General features: G+C 53.8%; 12 protein-coding genes and 1 pseudogene. 7 read left to right on the forward strand and 6 right to left on the reverse strand.

Features of this window, described 5'->3' with window-relative positions; translation table 11 throughout:
* Positions 1-414: 414 nt before the first annotated feature.
* The 3 genes from AC2TEL_RS06020 to AC2TEL_RS06030 all read right to left on the reverse strand — a co-directional run bounded on the left by AC2TEL_RS06020 (position 415) and on the right by AC2TEL_RS06030 (position 4,348).
* Positions 415-2,178, reverse strand: coding sequence for an adenylate/guanylate cyclase domain-containing protein (locus AC2TEL_RS06020; protein ID WP_480902604.1), 1,764 nt, complete (start codon positions 2,176-2,178; stop codon positions 415-417).
* A 357-nt stretch (positions 2,179-2,535) separates the two neighbouring features.
* Positions 2,536-3,771 (reverse strand): adenylate/guanylate cyclase domain-containing protein, encoded by a 1,236-nt coding sequence (locus tag AC2TEL_RS06025; RefSeq protein WP_480842943.1) that lies wholly within the window; start codon positions 3,769-3,771, stop codon positions 2,536-2,538.
* Between the two features lie 151 nt (positions 3,772-3,922).
* Positions 3,923-4,348 carry a PACE efflux transporter gene (locus tag AC2TEL_RS06030; RefSeq protein ID WP_480842944.1) on the reverse strand — a complete coding sequence of 142 codons (426 nt, stop codon included), beginning with the start codon at positions 4,346-4,348 and terminating at the stop codon, positions 3,923-3,925.
* Between the two features lie 103 nt (positions 4,349-4,451).
* Here AC2TEL_RS06030 and AC2TEL_RS06035 point away from each other — a divergent pair, with 103 nt between their 5' ends.
* Positions 4,452-5,354, forward strand: coding sequence for a LysR family transcriptional regulator (locus tag AC2TEL_RS06035; protein WP_480902606.1), 903 nt, complete (start codon positions 4,452-4,454; stop codon positions 5,352-5,354).
* Here AC2TEL_RS06035 and AC2TEL_RS06040 read toward each other — a convergent pair.
* The gene (locus AC2TEL_RS06040) at positions 5,351-6,232 is read right to left on the reverse strand and encodes an SDR family oxidoreductase (RefSeq protein ID WP_480902608.1); all 882 of its coding nucleotides are present in this window, start codon (positions 6,230-6,232) and stop codon (positions 5,351-5,353) included. The genes AC2TEL_RS06035 and AC2TEL_RS06040 overlap by 4 nt on opposite strands.
* Here AC2TEL_RS06040 and AC2TEL_RS06045 point away from each other — a divergent pair.
* A complete protein-coding gene (locus AC2TEL_RS06045; RefSeq protein ID WP_480902610.1) occupies positions 6,194-6,823 on the forward strand; it encodes a hypothetical protein in 630 nt (209 codons plus the stop codon). The genes AC2TEL_RS06040 and AC2TEL_RS06045 overlap by 39 nt on opposite strands.
* Here AC2TEL_RS06045 and AC2TEL_RS06050 read toward each other — a convergent pair.
* Complete coding sequence (locus tag AC2TEL_RS06050) at positions 6,782-6,982, reverse strand: hypothetical protein (protein WP_480903088.1); 201 nt, start codon at positions 6,980-6,982, stop codon at positions 6,782-6,784. The genes AC2TEL_RS06045 and AC2TEL_RS06050 overlap by 42 nt on opposite strands.
* A 274-nt stretch (positions 6,983-7,256) precedes the next feature.
* Between AC2TEL_RS06050 and AC2TEL_RS06055 the strand changes: the two are divergent.
* From AC2TEL_RS06055 to AC2TEL_RS06075, 5 genes and pseudogenes are all read left to right on the forward strand, one after another.
* A pseudogene (locus tag AC2TEL_RS06055) lies at positions 7,257-8,381 on the forward strand (IS3 family transposase).
* 723 nt (positions 8,382-9,104) lie between these two features.
* Positions 9,105-10,316, forward strand: a complete 1,212-nt coding sequence (locus tag AC2TEL_RS06060; protein ID WP_480902611.1) for a peptidoglycan-binding domain-containing protein — start codon at positions 9,105-9,107, stop codon at positions 10,314-10,316.
* A gap of 767 nt (positions 10,317-11,083) precedes the next feature.
* Positions 11,084-11,974, forward strand: coding sequence for an adenylate/guanylate cyclase domain-containing protein (locus tag AC2TEL_RS06065; protein ID WP_480902613.1), 891 nt, complete (start codon positions 11,084-11,086; stop codon positions 11,972-11,974).
* 114 nt (positions 11,975-12,088) lie between these two features.
* The gene (locus AC2TEL_RS06070; protein ID WP_480840269.1) at positions 12,089-12,553 is read left to right on the forward strand and encodes a hypothetical protein; all 465 of its coding nucleotides are present in this window, start codon (positions 12,089-12,091) and stop codon (positions 12,551-12,553) included.
* Between the two features lie 15 nt (positions 12,554-12,568).
* Positions 12,569-16,987 carry a WD40 repeat domain-containing serine/threonine protein kinase gene (locus AC2TEL_RS06075; RefSeq protein WP_480902615.1) on the forward strand — a complete coding sequence of 1,473 codons (4,419 nt, stop codon included), beginning with the start codon at positions 12,569-12,571 and terminating at the stop codon, positions 16,985-16,987.
* 128 nt (positions 16,988-17,115) lie between these two features.
* On the opposite strand, the gene AC2TEL_RS06080 is transcribed toward AC2TEL_RS06075, so the two are convergent.
* Positions 17,116-17,604 carry a nucleoside/nucleotide kinase family protein gene (locus AC2TEL_RS06080; protein WP_480902618.1) on the reverse strand — a complete coding sequence of 163 codons (489 nt, stop codon included), beginning with the start codon at positions 17,602-17,604 and terminating at the stop codon, positions 17,116-17,118.
* Positions 17,605-17,758 lie beyond the last annotated feature (154 nt).

Raw genomic sequence — 17,758 nt, forward strand, 5'->3', positions numbered from 1 at the left:
CCGCACATGCGCAAGTCCGGTTTGTTCGCTTCACTAGCCTTTCCAGCTTGGGGAATCGAATGACAGGTTTGTGTGGTTCGCGACGTGCTGCGCTAGCAAAATCTGGTGTCCTAGCGGAGGCCCGGAAAGGGATCTTACTACCGGTCTACGCTCTCCGCAGAGAATGGCTGGAACGGAGTCTAACCGGACCTTCACAGCCATCTAGAGCGTCACATTTGCAGCAAGGTGCGAACCGCAACAATCGGACATTCACGCCGTTTGGTGAAAGACCATGAGGCGATCTGCCATCCACTCTCACAGCAAGTGCGCAGCGTTGTTCTGATCTGCCGCCAGCAGATTCCATGTCATCCGGTCCAGTTTGTCGCCTGTAGTCAACAGTCAAAAGAGCAACAGAGCCCATTTTGGTAATACCAACTAGAGTGTTCTACGGGACTCCCTTCCCAACCCAATTGCTGACAGAGCTTTCTCGAAACTTGCTTTGTCCTGTGCCTGGCCAAACCATATCTGTCGTTTTGATGTATCTGAAAGTTCCGGATGCTTTTCCATGAGCTCGCAACCGACAGCAACCGCAGCTTCTGTTTCACCTCGCAACCATAGGAATGCCCCGTGCACGAGCTTGTTGCGTTCCATCATCGGATTGCTTTCGATAAGCAGAGATGCCATTTCAGATGCAGTCGTAACATTACCTGCAACGAAATTGGCTATCGCCAATTCGCGTTGATGTCGGAAACGGTGGGGATCAATCCGACTGGCGTCCAGGACCCTCTTCAGATCCGCAATTCCGGCATTGATTTCCCCTAAGTGGCATCTTGCAATAGCCACCATCCCGTGCGCGCCGAGAAGATCTGGGTTGGCGTCCAACGCCGCTTCTGCGTGTCGCCGTGCTCGCTCGAAATCGCCGAATATGTCTTGGGACAGGATCGCTGCGACGAGGTGGGCGAAGTAACTGTCCGGTTTCAACGTTACTGCTCTTTCTGCCAGACCGTTCATCTCGTCAATGGACTCCGTTGACGGTGCCAGCGGAGAGTACTCAAAACCTCGGTGCAGGCAGAACGAGAGCATCGCCATAGCCATTGAGTTGTTTGAATCGCGTGCAAGTGCCTCTCGTAACGTAGCTTCAATCTTGTCATTCTCACCTGGGCCATGGACGAAATAGGCTGCACCTTTTCTGAGTAAGTCGGCGACAGGTAGGTTTTCGTCCTTAGCATTTCTCAGATTTTCAAACTCAAAGTCCTTCAATTTGACGCGAATGGCAGCAGCGACGGCCCGTGAAATCTCCTCCTCCAGATCGAAAACATCACCGACATCGCGGTCAAATCGCTCGCTCCAGATCTGGGTGTGCCGCGTCACTTCAATCAAACTGAACATCAATCGCACGCGGCCGTCCCGCGCACGAACAGAGCCTCTCAGCTCAAATTCCGCGTCGGGATTAGATACTGACTGTTCGTGTATCAGACCGATTTCCGAGTCTTTGCTGATGCTATTGAGGAACCCGTCTCTAAGCCCTTCAGCGAGAAATTTTGCCTCTTCGTTTCCCGCCACATTGAACTCGCGCACCAGCAGTGTGTGAACAGGCTGGCCGGCTTGATTGGAACTCTCAATATTGGGATGATACGGTGCGCCTTGATGGCCATTTTCGCTCTCATCGCTGTTTTGATTGTTTGAGTGCAACTGAAATACGCGGACAGACCCGTCAATGTTCTTCAGTTCATGCTCACCGAAATCAACGAATGGTAACTTGAGAGTGCGTCGCACTTCTTCAAATACCTTGTGAGAAATGCAGACGCCGGACGGCTTTCCCATCTCTTCCAGCCGGGCGGCAATATTGACGCCCTCCCCATAGAGGTTTTCTCCATCGATCATCACGTCACCCAGATTTATACCGACGCGGAACCACATTTGCTGTCGTTTCGGACGATTGTGATTTCGGGCGGCAATCTGTTTCTGAAATTCTACCGCAGACAGAACAGCGAAAGAAGGGCTGGAAAACTCGGCGATCAATGAGTCACCAGCACCCCCAAAAACACGGCCCTTGTGCCTTCGAATACTGTCTTCAATTATCTCAAAGCACGCCTTCAAAGCTTGCAAAGCATCGCGCTCGTCCCGACCCATCAAACTAGAGAAAGCAACGACGTCGGTTGCGAGAATAGTAGTTAGTTTTCTATCGACCTCTGACATCTGTCGTGCAGCCCGGAGTTCTTGGAAGTAGATTTTACCTGCAATGGGTCATGCATACAAACTGGGTCGCTACTGAAATTCTCTGCGCTGCTTCCGAGCTGGTGGATTAGAGCCCCAACCGGGTTTTGATGCGCTGCTAGGGTGCTATAGATGCAAAAGGCAGGTTGCAGCCCATAGCGGACCTTGATCGGATGATCTCGGTGCTTGAACTGTTGCACATGATGGGCGGTTCACTTTAGTCGTGGGCAGCTCAAGCGTTCTACCCAATAGCCCCACGTTCTTCAGAATAGATCTTCTTGACGTATAAGAAGACAGCCGGCTGTCTACTCGGTGTAGGTGGTGCTTTTCATTTCACGTTTAATCTATCGTAAACAGCTCCTGTCTTTCAGCAACACCACGTAGTCTGTATTGGCCAAGGGAAACAAGACTTGGAATGGTTTTCACCAAGTCGCCAGCCACCTTGTCGGAAACAACAATGTTTTGATCGAGCGCGCTGCACATGCCAAGAATGCGGGACGTTGTATTGACTGCCGGGCCGACTACTGTGAAATCCAACCGAGACCTGCCACCAATGTTGCCATAAAGTACATCGCCGGCGTGCAAGGAAAGAGTGAAGCCGGTCGTTGGTAGACTGTCTGCTTGCCGTCGTTGGTTGAGTTTATCAAATGAATCTCGCAACTCCACTGCTGCGTGAATTGCGACGCGGCGAGCGTCCGGAACCTGATCGATGTCGAAGATGGCAAGCATTCCATCTCCCATAAATTTCAGAACGTTACCGCCATTGCGTTCGACCACGTCAACGGCTTCTGCGAAGTAGTCGTTTAGCAATTCTATGATTGAATTTCCCGGAAGCGCCTCTGACAATTTGGTAAATCCTTGCAAATCAAAATACCAAATCACCGCTGAAATGGTTTCGGATGAACCTCGGGTGATGTCCCCGGAAAGAACGCGCCTACTGGCGTCCCGGCCCAGATAAGCAGCCGTTATGTCTTCTGCCATCAGTCTGTTTGCCCCGCATTTCAGCGTCAGGCAAAGTGGAGAAATCAGTTGGCGCAAACCGTCAAGTTGCTGGCTTGTGAAGCCCCCGCTCGCGTCGGTTGTCAACGAGATAATAGCGCCTTCCTCGGCCTGCATTGGATCGACAGGCGTAGCATTATCCTGAATAAGGAAGAACCGTTTAACAGCGAAGTAGTCCGTCGCACCGCGCTCGCGAAGTTCGTCGAAAATAGGAAAATTTAGCTCTGGTTCCTCGACTGTGAGGTTTTGTCTGATTTCTTCAACGTTGTTTACCAGAAGATAGTAAATCGGGCTCAAGATGTATTCTTCAGGCGCATCCGTTCTTCGGATAAACTCCTGTCGCTCATTTCCTCCATCCCTGTGCCAGCGGAAAGCGACCGTCCCAATCTCGGGATGATGAGCGCGCACAGTGATGTTTGCGCGTTGAAGCGGAATTCCTGCCGAAACAAGACGGTTGCAGAATTCTTCTAGCCAGATTTCAACCGGCGCATTCTCTAAACCCTGTTGAACCAACCAATCGGCTAAGTCCTGTATGGCGGCGGTCAGTTCCCAGTTCTGGATTAAAGGAGCTGCCATGATGTCCTCACAATGAGCTATCTGAACAGTTAGTTCCCAGTCTAAATCACTTCAAGGACACCTCAAATTCAATTTTCCCACGGCGCTTGCAGCCCATTGCGGTCATTGCGCCGGCGGCCCACACAATCCAATGCGGACTTTCACATTTTGGTCACGACGCAGTTTGGTTGGCCAGTTTCACGCGTGACCAATCAAAGACGATATTGAAGAAGAATGTATATACTAAAATAAACACAATCAGTACCGCCTCAAGTTTCATCGCATCCCAAAGTGTCAAGCCAAGGGCCCAGGCGAGAACAGGCAGGGTCAGCGCAACAAAGGTGCCCTCGAATAGAAGTGCATGAACCATCCGCACAGCCACTGATTTTTGCGCGTTTTTTCGGATGGTCACCAAAAACCAATCAAACGTCATGTTAAAGACCAAGTTCCACAGCATTGCAGCCAAGGAAAAGAACACCCCAAGGACCAGCGATTTCTGTACATCGACATGCGAGATCAGCGGAAGCAGCAAGGCAATGCTCAATAGCGCAAAGACTTCAAACAGCACCGCGTGCACCATCCGACCAGCAAAACTCATAAGTGTTCTCCTCTATTATGTCTTCGCAAGAGTTTTACCCTGTTGTTGTGATCCATAAAGGTGGATACCATATGCTAAACAGATAGATGGAAGAGAACTTCCGATGCGCGCATCATTCGAGCAGTTAGAGGCATTCGTTACCACCCACAGCGAAGGGTCATTTTCCGCCGCAGCCCGCAAATGCAATAAGGCGCAATCGGTGATGAGCACCCTGGTCGCCAATCTTGAGGTCGATCTGGACGTCGAGCTTTTTGACCGTAGCCGAAGATATCCGACCCTCACCAAAGCAGGAGAAGTGTTAATCTCGCAGGCCGAAATTCTGTTGGAACGGCGCAACCGGTTTCTGGCCATTGCCGACGCGCTGTCGATGACATTGGAGAACCGCATTACGCTAGCAATGGCACCACATATCAAACTGGCCAACCTGGGAGAGATCATCCGTACCTTCAGCGCCGAGTTTCCGTCTGTTGATGTGGAAATCCAATCATTTACGGCCGGGGAAATTCAACGGTTGATCGTCGAAGGCGAGGTGGATTTAGGCATTATTCTGGAACCCGAGGGCATCCCCCAAGCACTCGACTTTCGATCTTTAGGCACACTCAGGTTGGTCTGCGTCAGCCATCCGGAAAGCTCGCTGGCACAAATGCCATCGGTCTCTTGGGAGGAGTTGCGTCTGCATCGTCAAATATTGTTGAAGGAAGCCGACAACCCCAACAGCGCTATCCTTAAGGCCTCGCCATCAATTTGGCAGGTCAGTACTGCATCGGAGGCCATTGATCTGGTACAGGCCGACCTGGGGTGGTCGGCGCTGCCACTGCATGCGGTGGATGTCTTTGTTCAGACCGGTGCGCTGAAGATCCTGCCATTGCAATTCGAGACCAAACCCTATGCCGAACGCTCGGTGGATATGGTCTGGTCTTTCGAAAAACCCATGGGTCAGGCAACTGCCAAGCTGCTGGAGCAACTAACCGAAAACGCCGTCATTCAGAATTCCACTGTGACTTAAGCCTCGCCGCGAAGCTCCTTGGCGAAGGAGGTAATCGTGTATTTTGGTGATCCAAGGACCTCACGGGTTTCGCCATCCACTTGTTCTTCGCGTAGCTGTTGCACGAATGTCAACAAGTGTTCGATGAATGCCGCCTGCTCTTCCGGCAACCCCATCTGGCCGACCGCCTCCATAGGCAACTGGATGACTTCAGCCTCGGGAGCGTAGGTTTCCAGAAACTCGGTTGCCCCCTCGGTGTAGGTCTTGGCTTGCTGACCCTGAACGGCGAACTCTTTGTTTTTGGCCGCATCATTACCAATGGCATTAAAAATCAGTTCCGCCAGATCGCTGGAATTTGTGAACCAAATTGGATGAACGTGATTTCCGATGACGGCCAGTTGGTTGTCCATTAGGAATTTTGGCAGTGAATCTAAAAAGAAAGAGCAATAGAAAAATGTATAGGGAATGCCCGATGCCTTGATGGCATCGATGCCGACCTGGCGGATTGCATTTGTGCCATAGGCCATACCTTCGGTCGAAAACTCTGGATAGGCAGTGTCGACCCCTGCAATTTGCATGATGTGCTGAACGCCTGCCTCTTTTGCGGCTTCGACAATATTGATCACACCTTCCCGTTCCGTGTGGAACGGCAGGCTGGTGTCCAGCGACTCGGTGTTCAGGGTGATGTACAGCGTCTCAGATCCCTGCAAGGCGGATCTCAGGCCGGCCGGATCTGACACGTCGCCCTGAACAAGCCGAACATCAGAGGGCAGCGCGGATTTCGCCGCCTCTGGATCCCGCACTATGGCAGTCACTTCCGAGCCATTTTCAACAAGCTTTGCGGTCACGCGATGCCCCAGATGGCCCGTGGCGCCGATGATGGTGATCTTTTTGGTCATGGTAGTATCTCCTGTTTCAGCGACGCTTCTACAGGTTTAGCTGCAATGCGTTTAATTACGATCCATCTGATTGATAGATATTACGAGGACAAACGAAGGATCGGGCCTTACGATCTCAAGGAAAACGTGCACTTTGAAGTCATTCAGGAAATGTGTCTGCTTTCGCGAAGCGACGCCGACGTTGCAAAGTCCAGAGTCTACGCAAAGTTGCTGTTAGGTGCGCACAACGCTGCTAATACAGCGAATGACGGCTGTGTGGCGTTATCCCTTATCTTGCCCAACAGATTACAGGCGCGGCGAATGTCGGCAAGGTCGGCACAGCAGTCAATTGATTTTTGGGTGAACCCAAACCTCAGCTTCCGGATCGTGATCAGCGCGGCGGCCATCTGTCTGGGCTCCAAGCCGCTCTGCTACGGCCTGAGAACGACGGTTTTCATGGTGTACGTAGCTGACCAATCGATTAAGGCCGTGACGACGGTTGGCCCAGCTGCGAACTACCTTTGCGGATTCCGTTGCATATCCACTGCCTTCCGCTCCATCAAAAAGATGTCAGGCCAGCTCGACCTGCGGCCAGCCGGAATGCTTGAGTAATCCTACGCGACCAATTGGAGTGGTTTCCCCATGCAACGTCAAAATAAAGAACCCGAACCCATGCCATTGCCAATGGCCAATGCCAGTCAAAAAGCTATACCAAGCTTGGTCCTCACTGACCGTTTCTCCTTGCGCTTTCATTCGTGGCGAACTTGTCATGAAGCGTGTGAAATCAGGCAAATCACTCTTTTGAGGGCCACGTAGTATCAGTCTTTGCGTTTTTAGGATCGGCGCGAGAGTCAAAGCTTGGGACACATCTAGCTCCTTGTTGTGGACTTCCGCGTAGCCAAACAACCTCGGCAAAAAGCGCGGTAATTGCAATCAACACAATAGCAACTACAGCAAAGAACCGAATAAACTGAGTAGCCGCTCCGAAGTGAGCCTCCCCAAACGAACTGGTCCACCGCTATGTTTAAGAAACGGAGGGCCACGAATGGCAAACAAGAGACCGAAGCCCGAAGAGATTGTCTCGAAGTTACGGCAAGTTGACGTTCTGATGGGGCAAGGGATGTCCCGTCTTGATGCGATCAGACAGATCGGTGTTGTTGAACAAACCTATTACCGCTGGCGAAAGAAGTACGGCGGAATGGGCGTAGATCAGTTGAAAGAATTGAAGCGGCCTTAGAAAGAGAACGAGCGGCTTAGACGCGCCGTTTCTGATCTGACGCTGGACAAACTGATCCTGACGGAAGCTGCAATGGGAAACTACTGAGCCCCACTCGTCGTCGCGCCTGCATCAGCCATGTACGCAACCAGCTGAACGTTTCCGAGAGACGTGTCTGCTGCGTGCTTGGTCAACACCGGTCCACGCAACGGCGTGTCCCACAGGGTCGCGCAGACGAAGACCAACTGGTGGCCGACATGATCGAGCTGACCCGACAATACGGCCGATATGGCTATCGCAGGGTCGCTGCGTTGCTGAGAGAGGCTGGATGGTCTTCAGCGATGGGAGGATTGAACGGCTTTGGCGGCGAGAGGGGTTGAAGGTTCCAATGAAACAACCAAAGAAAGGACGGCTGTGGCTGAATGACGGCTCATGCGTGCGGCTGTGGCCTGGATATCGCAACCACGTGTGGAGCTATGACTTCGTCCATTGCGGAACCGATGATGGCAAAGCGTTCCGGACGCTGAACATCGTCGATGAGCACAGTCGAGAGTGCCTGGCGATCAGAGTGAAGCGCAAGCTGAACTCGGTCGACGTGATCGATTCCCTGACGGATCTGTTCATACTTCGAGGTGCACCCGGATTCACACGTTCAGACAATGGGCCAGAATTTATCGCCCAGGCCGTCCGAGACTGGATTTCCGCCGTCGGCGCTCAAACGGCTTACATTGAACCTGGGAGTCCGTGGGAGAACGGATACTGTGAAAGCTTCAACGGCCAGTTCAGGGATGAGCTGCTCAACGGCGAAATCTTCAACAGCCTACGCGAAGCACAAATCCTGATCAAACAATAGAGGAAACATTACAATACAAAACACCCCACAGTGCACTGGATTATCGCCCGCCAGCGCCCGAAACCATCATCCCGATGGATCACAGGCCGATGATGCACTAACAATCAACTTGGACCAGTAAGAGGATGCGGCTCACCCAATGGTCCACGTTTACAAGCTACCCACTTAGTCAGACTCATTTGCAGACAAAACTTTCGAGCCTTGTTATGCTTCAATGCCTGTCTCGCGTTTCCTGCTGAGACCTTTAGCGCCACCTTGGTATCCTGTTGGGCAAAGAGGTCTTCGCGGTAGATCGCAAATCACTTACAACAATGCACGCATTTGAACCTTTGATCGTCTTTTGGGACGCGGGGTTGGCTCATGTGGGCTTCGTCTTAGCCATTGCAACGTATGCCAGGGATGCAGTTTTGATCGGATCGCGTAGATTACCTGATCTGAATGGCAGCTTTTAGGCTGCGATCAGCCACTGATGCGACTCAGGGCAAACCGGGAATCTGGATCTGGGCGGCCGTTCTCTTCCTTCCTATTCATCTCAGCAATGCAAAGTGTCGGCTCACATGTGCCCAAAGAGATGGCACCAAAGGCTCGGCGATCCCGCATAAGAATCTGACGATCCCTCCAGTTATTCTCAAGACATGCGAGCTGCTCCTCATTTCTCGGCGTTGGAAGTCCTGAACTACGCAAACAATTGCCTAGAGTTGGCGAAGTTCTGCTAATCGGCGGCTAACCGACCAGGACTCTGATCGCGATCGTATCTATGCCCGCGCTGCCCGTTGGCTATGCTATACTTCACTAAAACGGACGCATTGTTGTGGAGGTAACTTATGATTATTCGCTTAATAGCAACGCTTGGACTCACGTTTTCATTTGCCGCGGCCGCTCCTCAGATTGCACGAGCCGATGCGGGCGACTTTATCGGCGGCGCTGTCGTTGGTGGGGTCGTGGGTTACGCAATTGGCAAGGACCAGCAGAAGAAAAAGGCTCAGTCTACAACCCGGACCACCCGGTCGGGCATTCCGTCGACTACACATGGTGCGCAGACCCAGACTGCGCTCAATTATTTCGGTTACAATGCCGGAAGGGTTGATGGCCAGGTCGGCCGCGGTACCCGATCAGCGATCGAACGCTACCAGGCTTCAATGGGTTATCCTGTGAATGGCTATGACTTTCAGCCCTACCAGTACGACTTTCTGATGCAAGCATATTACTGGGCAACAAGCGGTGGGCAGGCCACGACTCAACTATCGGGTCAGCCACTTTTGATGGCGTACCGCCAACAACTCCAAACCGGTTCTGCTGTTGCGGTCGCTCCTCAGGCTCCGGCACAGGTCACCCCGGTTGTTACGCCTCAGGATGACGCGTCCGCGACGAACACGACCGAAACAGCGGCGAATAGCCTGCCGAGCCTGTTCTCTGGCGGTACAACAGGTCCTTCGCTTGCCAATCGCTGTAGTGCAGTCATGCTGCAAACCTCAACCAATGGCGGGTACACGACTCTGTCAAACATGTCCGATCCAAATTTTGCGCTAAGCGAACAGTTCTGCCTCGCCCGCAGCTACGCGATGGCGCGTGGTGAGGAACTTATGGCGGACGTACAAGGGCTCACGCCAGACCAGGTGTCCGCCCAGTGCGACGCTTTTGGAGCATCGCTGGCGCCGCAAGTCGATACGCTCTCTCTGAGTTCACAGGCAGAAGCGGAATCCAAAATGCGTGAGTTTGCGTTGGGTACCGGACTTAGCCCAGAAGATCTGGCGGCAACGAGCAAGGTCTGTCTGGCAATTGGATACCGTCAGGACAACATGGATAGCGCACTGGGCTCTGCACTGATGTTGGTCGCAATGGGCGAGCCTGCCTACGGAGAGTTGATCGGGCACCACCTGCGTGAAGGCTTTGGTGTGCAGGAACGCCGCGATCTTGCGATGCAATGGTATGATGCGAGCCTTTCGGCGCTGGACGCCGGATCCCAGGCTGTCTTCTTGCCGTCCCAGTCCGACCGACCACAGCTTTTGCGGGCGGCGATGACGGAGGCGCAATAAGCCGAATTTGCTGCTTTCCCGCGGGCGAACTGACTGCCCGCGGTACAAATCCATAATCCGCTTCTTTCACCATTAGTGTGTCAGGATCGGCAGTTTCCGTTGGCGAATTGTATCGAAGTTGCAAAGATCCAACGGCGGCTTGGCCGGTCACCTGGTTTATATCGGCAGGGCGATGCACTGCAGTTTGGCCCGATGTTTGGGGCGTCGGCGCCAATCTACACCGAACGGCAACTACGCCAACACAGTGCCCAACGATCAGGCATCCCGGAAGGCCACCAAGAACTGTTCCGGCGTCTGTAGAAGTGTGATTTTCGAGGTGCTCGCAACCTGCAACGTCATCACTTGACCAGTGTCCCTCAAAAGACCGGAAACAGCCAATTTGGTGTGTGGAGCGAGTGATTGTACACCGGGCTTGATTGCCGCCAGAGCAAACTGTCTGGTCTTCGCAACAAATCTGGTAATGGCCCCATTGCCGCCTTGTCGCACTGTTTGGCCTAATACAATCAGTCGGGCAGTTTCATTTCAAGGACCAACCGCAACGCGCGATGCGACCGAGAGTGACAGTTGTTCAATGGCCTTCCTGTGCGTAAACGAATTCGGCGCGACCGGTGTCAACTAGCTTTGGGCCACAAACCAAGATTGTTCCGCTTGCGGATTTTGATCCCTACAACGAGGCGGTTGATTGTATTATCAGCGCTGACCTACTCTGTTTTTGAACTGGTGTGGCTTTCGTCATTCCTCTTCCAACAACCAGATTGCGAATAGCTGTGGAATCCAAGCTCGTCACCACGATAATCGCCGATATTTCGGACAGCACCCCGTTTTACGAAGCAATGGGGGACGATCAGGCACAAAAGCTGATACAATCCGAGATCGACCGCCTGCGCGAGGTCGCACGGAGTTTTGGCGGAATTCCTGTCGGGCAAAAAGGTGACGACGTCCTGTGCTATTTTCTTGAGCCTGACGCCGCAGTTAATTCGGCCTTAGAGATGATCTGCAACCCGCCGGGTTCATTGTTGTCCATTCATGCGGGCGTGCATCATGGGCCGATTGTCGTCGCGGAGAACGGCATTTTTGGCGAGACCGTGAATCTGACGGCTCGATTGGCTGCGGCCGCCAATCCAGGTGAGGCCTGTGTTAGCGACAGTGTCGTGCACAACTTGTGTCCGGACCTCAGGCGATTGCTCACCTCTATTGGTCCGCTCCGTCTGAAAGGTGTCAGTGATCCTGTAACTGTCTATTCGCTGGTCTTGCCGACCAACGATCTGAGTACGGTAATGCATTTGCCCACCCAACTTGGTCCCGGCGACAAGCAGGGGGAACAGAGCGAAAACTTTGCCCTCGTCCTCTATCACGACGACCATTCATGGCGATGCCGAGAGGGCGACGAGCTAAAAATCGGCAGGTCCAACCAATGCGACGTGGTTTTACCCCAGCCGTGGATTTCGCGTCTACATGCCGTTCTGAGCATGAAAAGTGGAAAGCTCATGCTGACCGATCGCAGCTCGTCCGGGACTTACGTTCAAATTGATAATGCACGGGAAATTCAATTGAAGCGCGAAGCTGTCATGTTGGCGGGCAGTGGATTGATTTCACCGGCACTTCCTATTTTGCACGCTGATGCGCGCCCGTTGGAATTCGAGGTCGTTCGGCGATAGCTCCCTTCTTTTGTTGGTTTTTCGGGATCTGTGGCGAAAGTCTCAGAAAGGAACCTGCAATTCGTGGTAGGATCAGCGCGAAGTGCGGTTTTCAACTAACTTCAGGAGGGAAAGATGTCATTGAATTCTTCGGGAAACCAAGTGCGTCTGGGCGGTCTTGTCCTTGGCGTTCTCGCATTGATTTGCGGTTCGGAAGCAGCCGCGCAATCGGCGATGCCCAATGCCTGCCCGGTGGATGGATGTGAAGTGCGCATCGTCTCGGTCGAGAAAAATGGCGACGAACTTACAATTACTTACGAAGCAAACTTCACGCCTGACGTATCAAAGAACCATTTTCATGCCTGGTGGGGGGAAAGCTACGCAGTTGAGCAGGTTGGCAGGAATGCCCAGAGCGAATTCAACGTTGAGCAGGGTCGATGGCACCGGCACGACGAGTATCCCTCTTACGTGACGAAGGAGGCCGCATCGACATCGGCACGGGACGGGGCCACAACCATGTGCGTCACTGCCGCAGATCGGGATCACAATATCCTGGATGCGACCAAGTACCATTGCGTGGATGTGCAGGAGCATTTCTAAAGTATCGGATGCGTCATGAGTTTCCCTGCGTTTATAGGTCGTTATGCCGTAGAGAGGGAAATTGCGAGTGGCGGATTTGCTGCTGTGGTGCTTGCGCGCGATGAAGAACTGGAAGTTCCCGTAACGCTGAAAATCCTGCACGCAAACCTTGCTGCAAATGACAAGGTCATCACGCATTTTCTTGAGGAAGCGCGGCTGCTGCGTCGTATTCGATCACCACGCGTTGTTTCCGTTCACGATGTGGGTCGCCTGGAAGATGGGCGGCCCTATTTCGTCATGGATTACGCGGACCGCGGCACGTTGGCCGAACGCCTGAAGCGTCTGGAGCCGGCGGCGTTGGCGAAGCGGGAAGGGCTCGACGTTTTGATTGACGCGCTGGCAGATGGTTTGGCCGCTGTCCACGAGGCAAACGTCGTGCATCGGGACGTCAAACCCGCAAACGTTCTTTTGCAGCGCATCAAAGGCAAAAAGGACGAAGAATCCACGGCGTCGTTTGGCGCATTGGTTGAACCGGATGAAAGAGTTTTTCTGGCTGACCTTGGGATCGCGAAAGATCTGGCGATTGGTGTGACCGGGGCGACCATGATGGCCGGAACACCGCTTTATCAGGCTCCGGAACAAGCCGAGAACGGGCATCCCGTTACTCCGATGACCGACATTTACTCGGCCACAGCGTTAATGTGGCATGTGTTGACGGGCAAGGCCCCGCCGCCGTTCTACCGTGTCTCGGAATTTCTGACGGGGCTGCCGGAAATGTGGCGGGAGTGCATAGAGCACGGAATGGCAATGGATCCAGATGCGCGGTTTCAGGAAATGGTGTCCTGGCGCAGTGCAATGAATGATGCGCTGGACCGCGACCGGCGAGAGGCAGCGTCCGAGGCTGTAACCCAGATATCGGCCAGCAAGGTGGAATGCCCCTACAAAGGACTGGCGGCTTTTCAGCCCGAAGACGCGAACTTTTTCTTCGGCCGGGAAGATCTGGTTGAAGAACTCTTACATCGGCTTCAACAGAGCCGCATTCTGGTTTTGGGCGGCTCCTCCGGCAGCGGAAAGTCTTCGGTTCTTCGCGCTGGGTTGCTCCCTGCGATTGCAGCGAACGCGATACCCGGAAGCGAGTGCTGGCGCACCTGTGTGTTTACCCCTGGCAGGGATCCGCTGACTGATTTGTATTTTCAGCTTATCGGAGACAACTCACATCTGACCGCCCAGATTTCACTGAACGACTTTATCGCATACCCCAGCGCAGCGCGCCGTCTCGCCACTGCCAATGACGGAGAATTGCTGATCTGTATCGACCAGTTTGAAGAACTGTTTACTCTGGTCACTCGGGAACGCAGGATCAATTTCATCGAGGCGTTGTCTGCAATGACTGATCCTGCAGACAGTCGCGTTCGCATTGTGATCACGATCCGCGCAGACTTTTATGCGTCCTGCGCCGAGATTCCCTGGCTTGCTGATCGGATTTCGGAAAACCAGCTGTTGGTCGGGCCGATGACACGACCCGAGCTTCGTCGCGCCATCAGCGAACCCGCGCGGGCGGCTGGTCTTCACATGGACAGATCGCTTATCGATGCCATAGTTGACGATGCTGGTCGCGAAGCTGGTTCACTGCCTCTGGTGGCCCATTCTTTGTATGAAACCTGGAGCCGGCGCAAAGGCGCGGTCATGTCACTGGACGGGTACCGACAGGCCGGCGGCGTGGCGGGTGCAATCAGCCAGACCGCGGAAACGCTTTTTTCCAACAGTTTTGACGAAAAGCAACAAGAGGCGACGCAACGGTTGTTCTTGCGCTTGGTGACGCCCGGAGAAGGTACGCCGGATACGCGAAGACTACTTCCAATTGATGAGGTCGAGCGGGACACCGATCCGGATACAACACGACGCGTTGTCGAAGCTTTGACGGATGCACGGCTGTTAACGCTGGACGAAAAAACCGTTCAAATCGCACATGAGGCCCTGCTGCGAACATGGCCAAGACTGAATTCCTGGATCGAAGACAGCCGCGACGATCTGCGAATGCGCCAACGCATCCAGCATGATGCTGCAGAATGGGAAAGCGAAAACCGCGAGCCTGACTTGTTGTATCGGGGAACAAGGTTATTGGCAGCAGAAGAATGGTCAGAGGACAACGAGAACGTACTCGGCGGGCTTGAGCGTGAGTTCCTCGGAGAGGCACGGGAAGCACGCGATAAGGCTCAAAAGGCATCCGAACGGAACAAGCGGCGGCGGCGGCGCCTCTATCAGGTCGCGGCAAGCGCATTGGGCATCCTGACCGTGGGTGCGACGGTTGCTTCGGTTCTTGCCATTCGTGCCTCCAACCTTGCTGAGCGCAATCGGATGATTGCTGTAGCCGCGACGGCTGAAGCCAACGAGAGATTTGCGCGGGCACTTGGGGCGGCGGCAAATGGATTATCCCAATCAGATCCGTTGCTTGCCCTTTCCCTGAGCGCCGAAGCCATTACCCGCGCCAACTCTGCCGGCTCAACATCAGAAGCCCGCACCGCGATGCTGATGGCGCGAAATCGATTGAACGAGGCCGGTCTGATCCCATTGGGCAGTCCGCTGACAGTCGGAGATGCGCAGACAATGGAAATTGATGCCGCGGGTCTCAGAGTCGCAGTTGGATTGCGCGATGGCCGAATTGTAATCCACAGCACCACGTCTGACGAAGGCGTTTTGGCCGAATTGGTCGGTCATACCGGAGGAATAAGGGATATCGCCTTCTCTCCTGATGGAAACTTGCTGGTTTCTGCGGCGACCGATGGCGATGTCCGGCTGTGGGATACAGAGTCGTCTCAGTACAGCCCGATAACCACTTTGTTTTCCGGCGATGACGTGGCCTTTGGCGTGGCATTCGACGCGACAGGAAAACGTGTTGCATCCGCAACCGGCGATGGAACGGTGCGCCTGTGGGACGTGACGAATGGAATGCAGCTAGGAGCCCCCCTGGCGAAAATGCCGCTTGGGTTCAAAAGGGTGGCATTCTCTCCGGTTTTGGAAGGCTTGGTTGCCGGAAATGTCGACGGTGCCATTTTTGGATGGGTGGACAAAGATGCGAAACCGGCATTCCCGCCAATTCCAGGTGGCCCACTGGGCCCTGATCCGGATCACCTGTCTTTCAGCATGGACGGCGATTCCTTTGCAGTGTCTCATACGAATGGAAAGGTCACGACAATTGGCTTCCCCTCAGGCGCCCCAATTGTCGATCGCTTTCCCAATGCAGGAACCGTTGTAGCGGCCGCATTTGCCGGCCCTGACAACGTACTGATAGGTGCCAGGTCTGACGGAACTCTTCTCATGGAAGCCTCAAACCTTTCGCCTGTCGGAGATGTCGTGCAGGCGCACAGCCAGAGCATCCTAGATATCGGCGTAGCCGACCGTGTATCCGTATTGGCAACCCTTGGTCGTGATCAGCAAGTTCGCCTGTGGCAAATCGCAACCGAACCAAGCTATGGCGAGACCCTGGCATTCGAAGACGACGTAAAGGCGCTTGGGGTGGCATACAGTCCGAATGGCAAGTCGATTGCCGTTGGCGACGGCGAAGGTAACGTCTGGATTTGGGATGTGGGCTCGACCATGAAGCCCATGCTGTTACGGGGTCACCGAAATCAGGTGTGGGCCGTGGCGTTTTCGCAAGACGGTCGCAGTCTCGTGACCGGTGATCGAGATGGTAACATCCGAATTTGGGATACAACTGTCGCGCAAGTGAAAGACCAGCTCAGCCTGGGACAGACACCCATTTGGAGTATTGCGCCAACTTCCTCATCTGTATTTTTTGCGGCCACCGAGGACGGGATCCATCGGATTGACACTGCAGACACAAATGTCGTCCAGACTTTTGGACCAACTGGTGTGTCATTTAATCGGGCGGCCGTCTCACCAGATCAATCGCGGATTGCTGCGGCTTCTTCCGACGGGAAAATCTATATATGGACGATTCCCGATCTTCAGTTGGAAAAAGTGATTGATGCAGACGACAACACGCTCTGGAGCGTGGCGTTTTCTGCCGACAACTCTCGGATTGCGTCTGCATCAAGCGATGAAGTGGTCAAAATCTGGGATTTGGAAAGCGGCGCAGAACTGGCGTCTTACGGAGGCCACAAGGGCGGCGCCACGGATATTGCGTTTTTGGATGATCAGGCAACTTTGGTCGCAATTGACCGAGCGGGAGAATTGCATTGGTGGGATACTGCCGCAAACAGACGGCTTATACCGGTTCAGAAAGTTCACACAGCTCCGAGCTGGCGAATTGCGCTTGCCCCCAACGGGCATTCGTTCGCGACAACCAGCGAAGAAGGCCTTACCAGAATTTGGGATGGGCTGAGTTTGGAATTAGCCTGCTCCTTGAGCAAACCTACTTTCGACAAAGGGCGACGGATCCAGTATCTGGGTAGTGAAAAGCCGACATCCAGTTGTGACGCTTTTGTTGAGTAGTAAAAAATGCTGATCAACACGTCGCTTTTGGGCAAATTGCGCCCAGTGAAAAATGTGATACTGCCCAAGGTCGCGCCTGCGCTGCCTGGCAGCCTTCACCCCCAAAAGCCAGGGAAATCAACGCAGGCTCAAAAACCGTCCTGAAAATCAGGCTCGTCATAGCCTTGAGTCAAGAGAAGGTCGGCCTCGTCACTGCAATCGAGAACGAGCTTTGCATTGGGAAGGTCGTTCTTTAGCGTCCTGTTCAGGGCGGTTTCGGCGTCCAGACCGTGGTTGATCCATCTTTGAATCAAACGATCCCTAAGCGCCTTCTTTGGCGGGCGAACAAACACGCGGACATCGAACAGGTCCTGCATGGAATTCCACGGCTCAGCGTTCAGCAACAGGTAGTTGCCCTCGACAACGACAACCGGGGTGTCGGGGTGAATTGCGATTGCATTCGCAATTGAGAGATCCAGGTGCCGGTCAAACCTTGGGTGAAACGTCTCCTGTCCGGCCGTTGCCAGACGCTGCATCGCTTCCACGAACCCGACGGCATCGAAAGTCTCCGGAGCGCCTTTCCGAGGTAGTAGTCCACGTGATTCCAGTAGCTGATTGTCCAAATGGTATCCGTCCATTGGCAGAAGCGCGGCCACAGGAGTTGTTTCATTAAATTCCGAATTCAATGAACGCACCACAGCATCGGCCAATGTGGACTTGCCGGAAGCAGGCGGTCCTGCAATCGCGACGATTGTCCTGGTCCCGTCCTGCTTTCTGTCCTTGATAAGGTCG

It is taken from the genome of Ruegeria sp. HKCCD9138 (assembly GCF_057220975.1).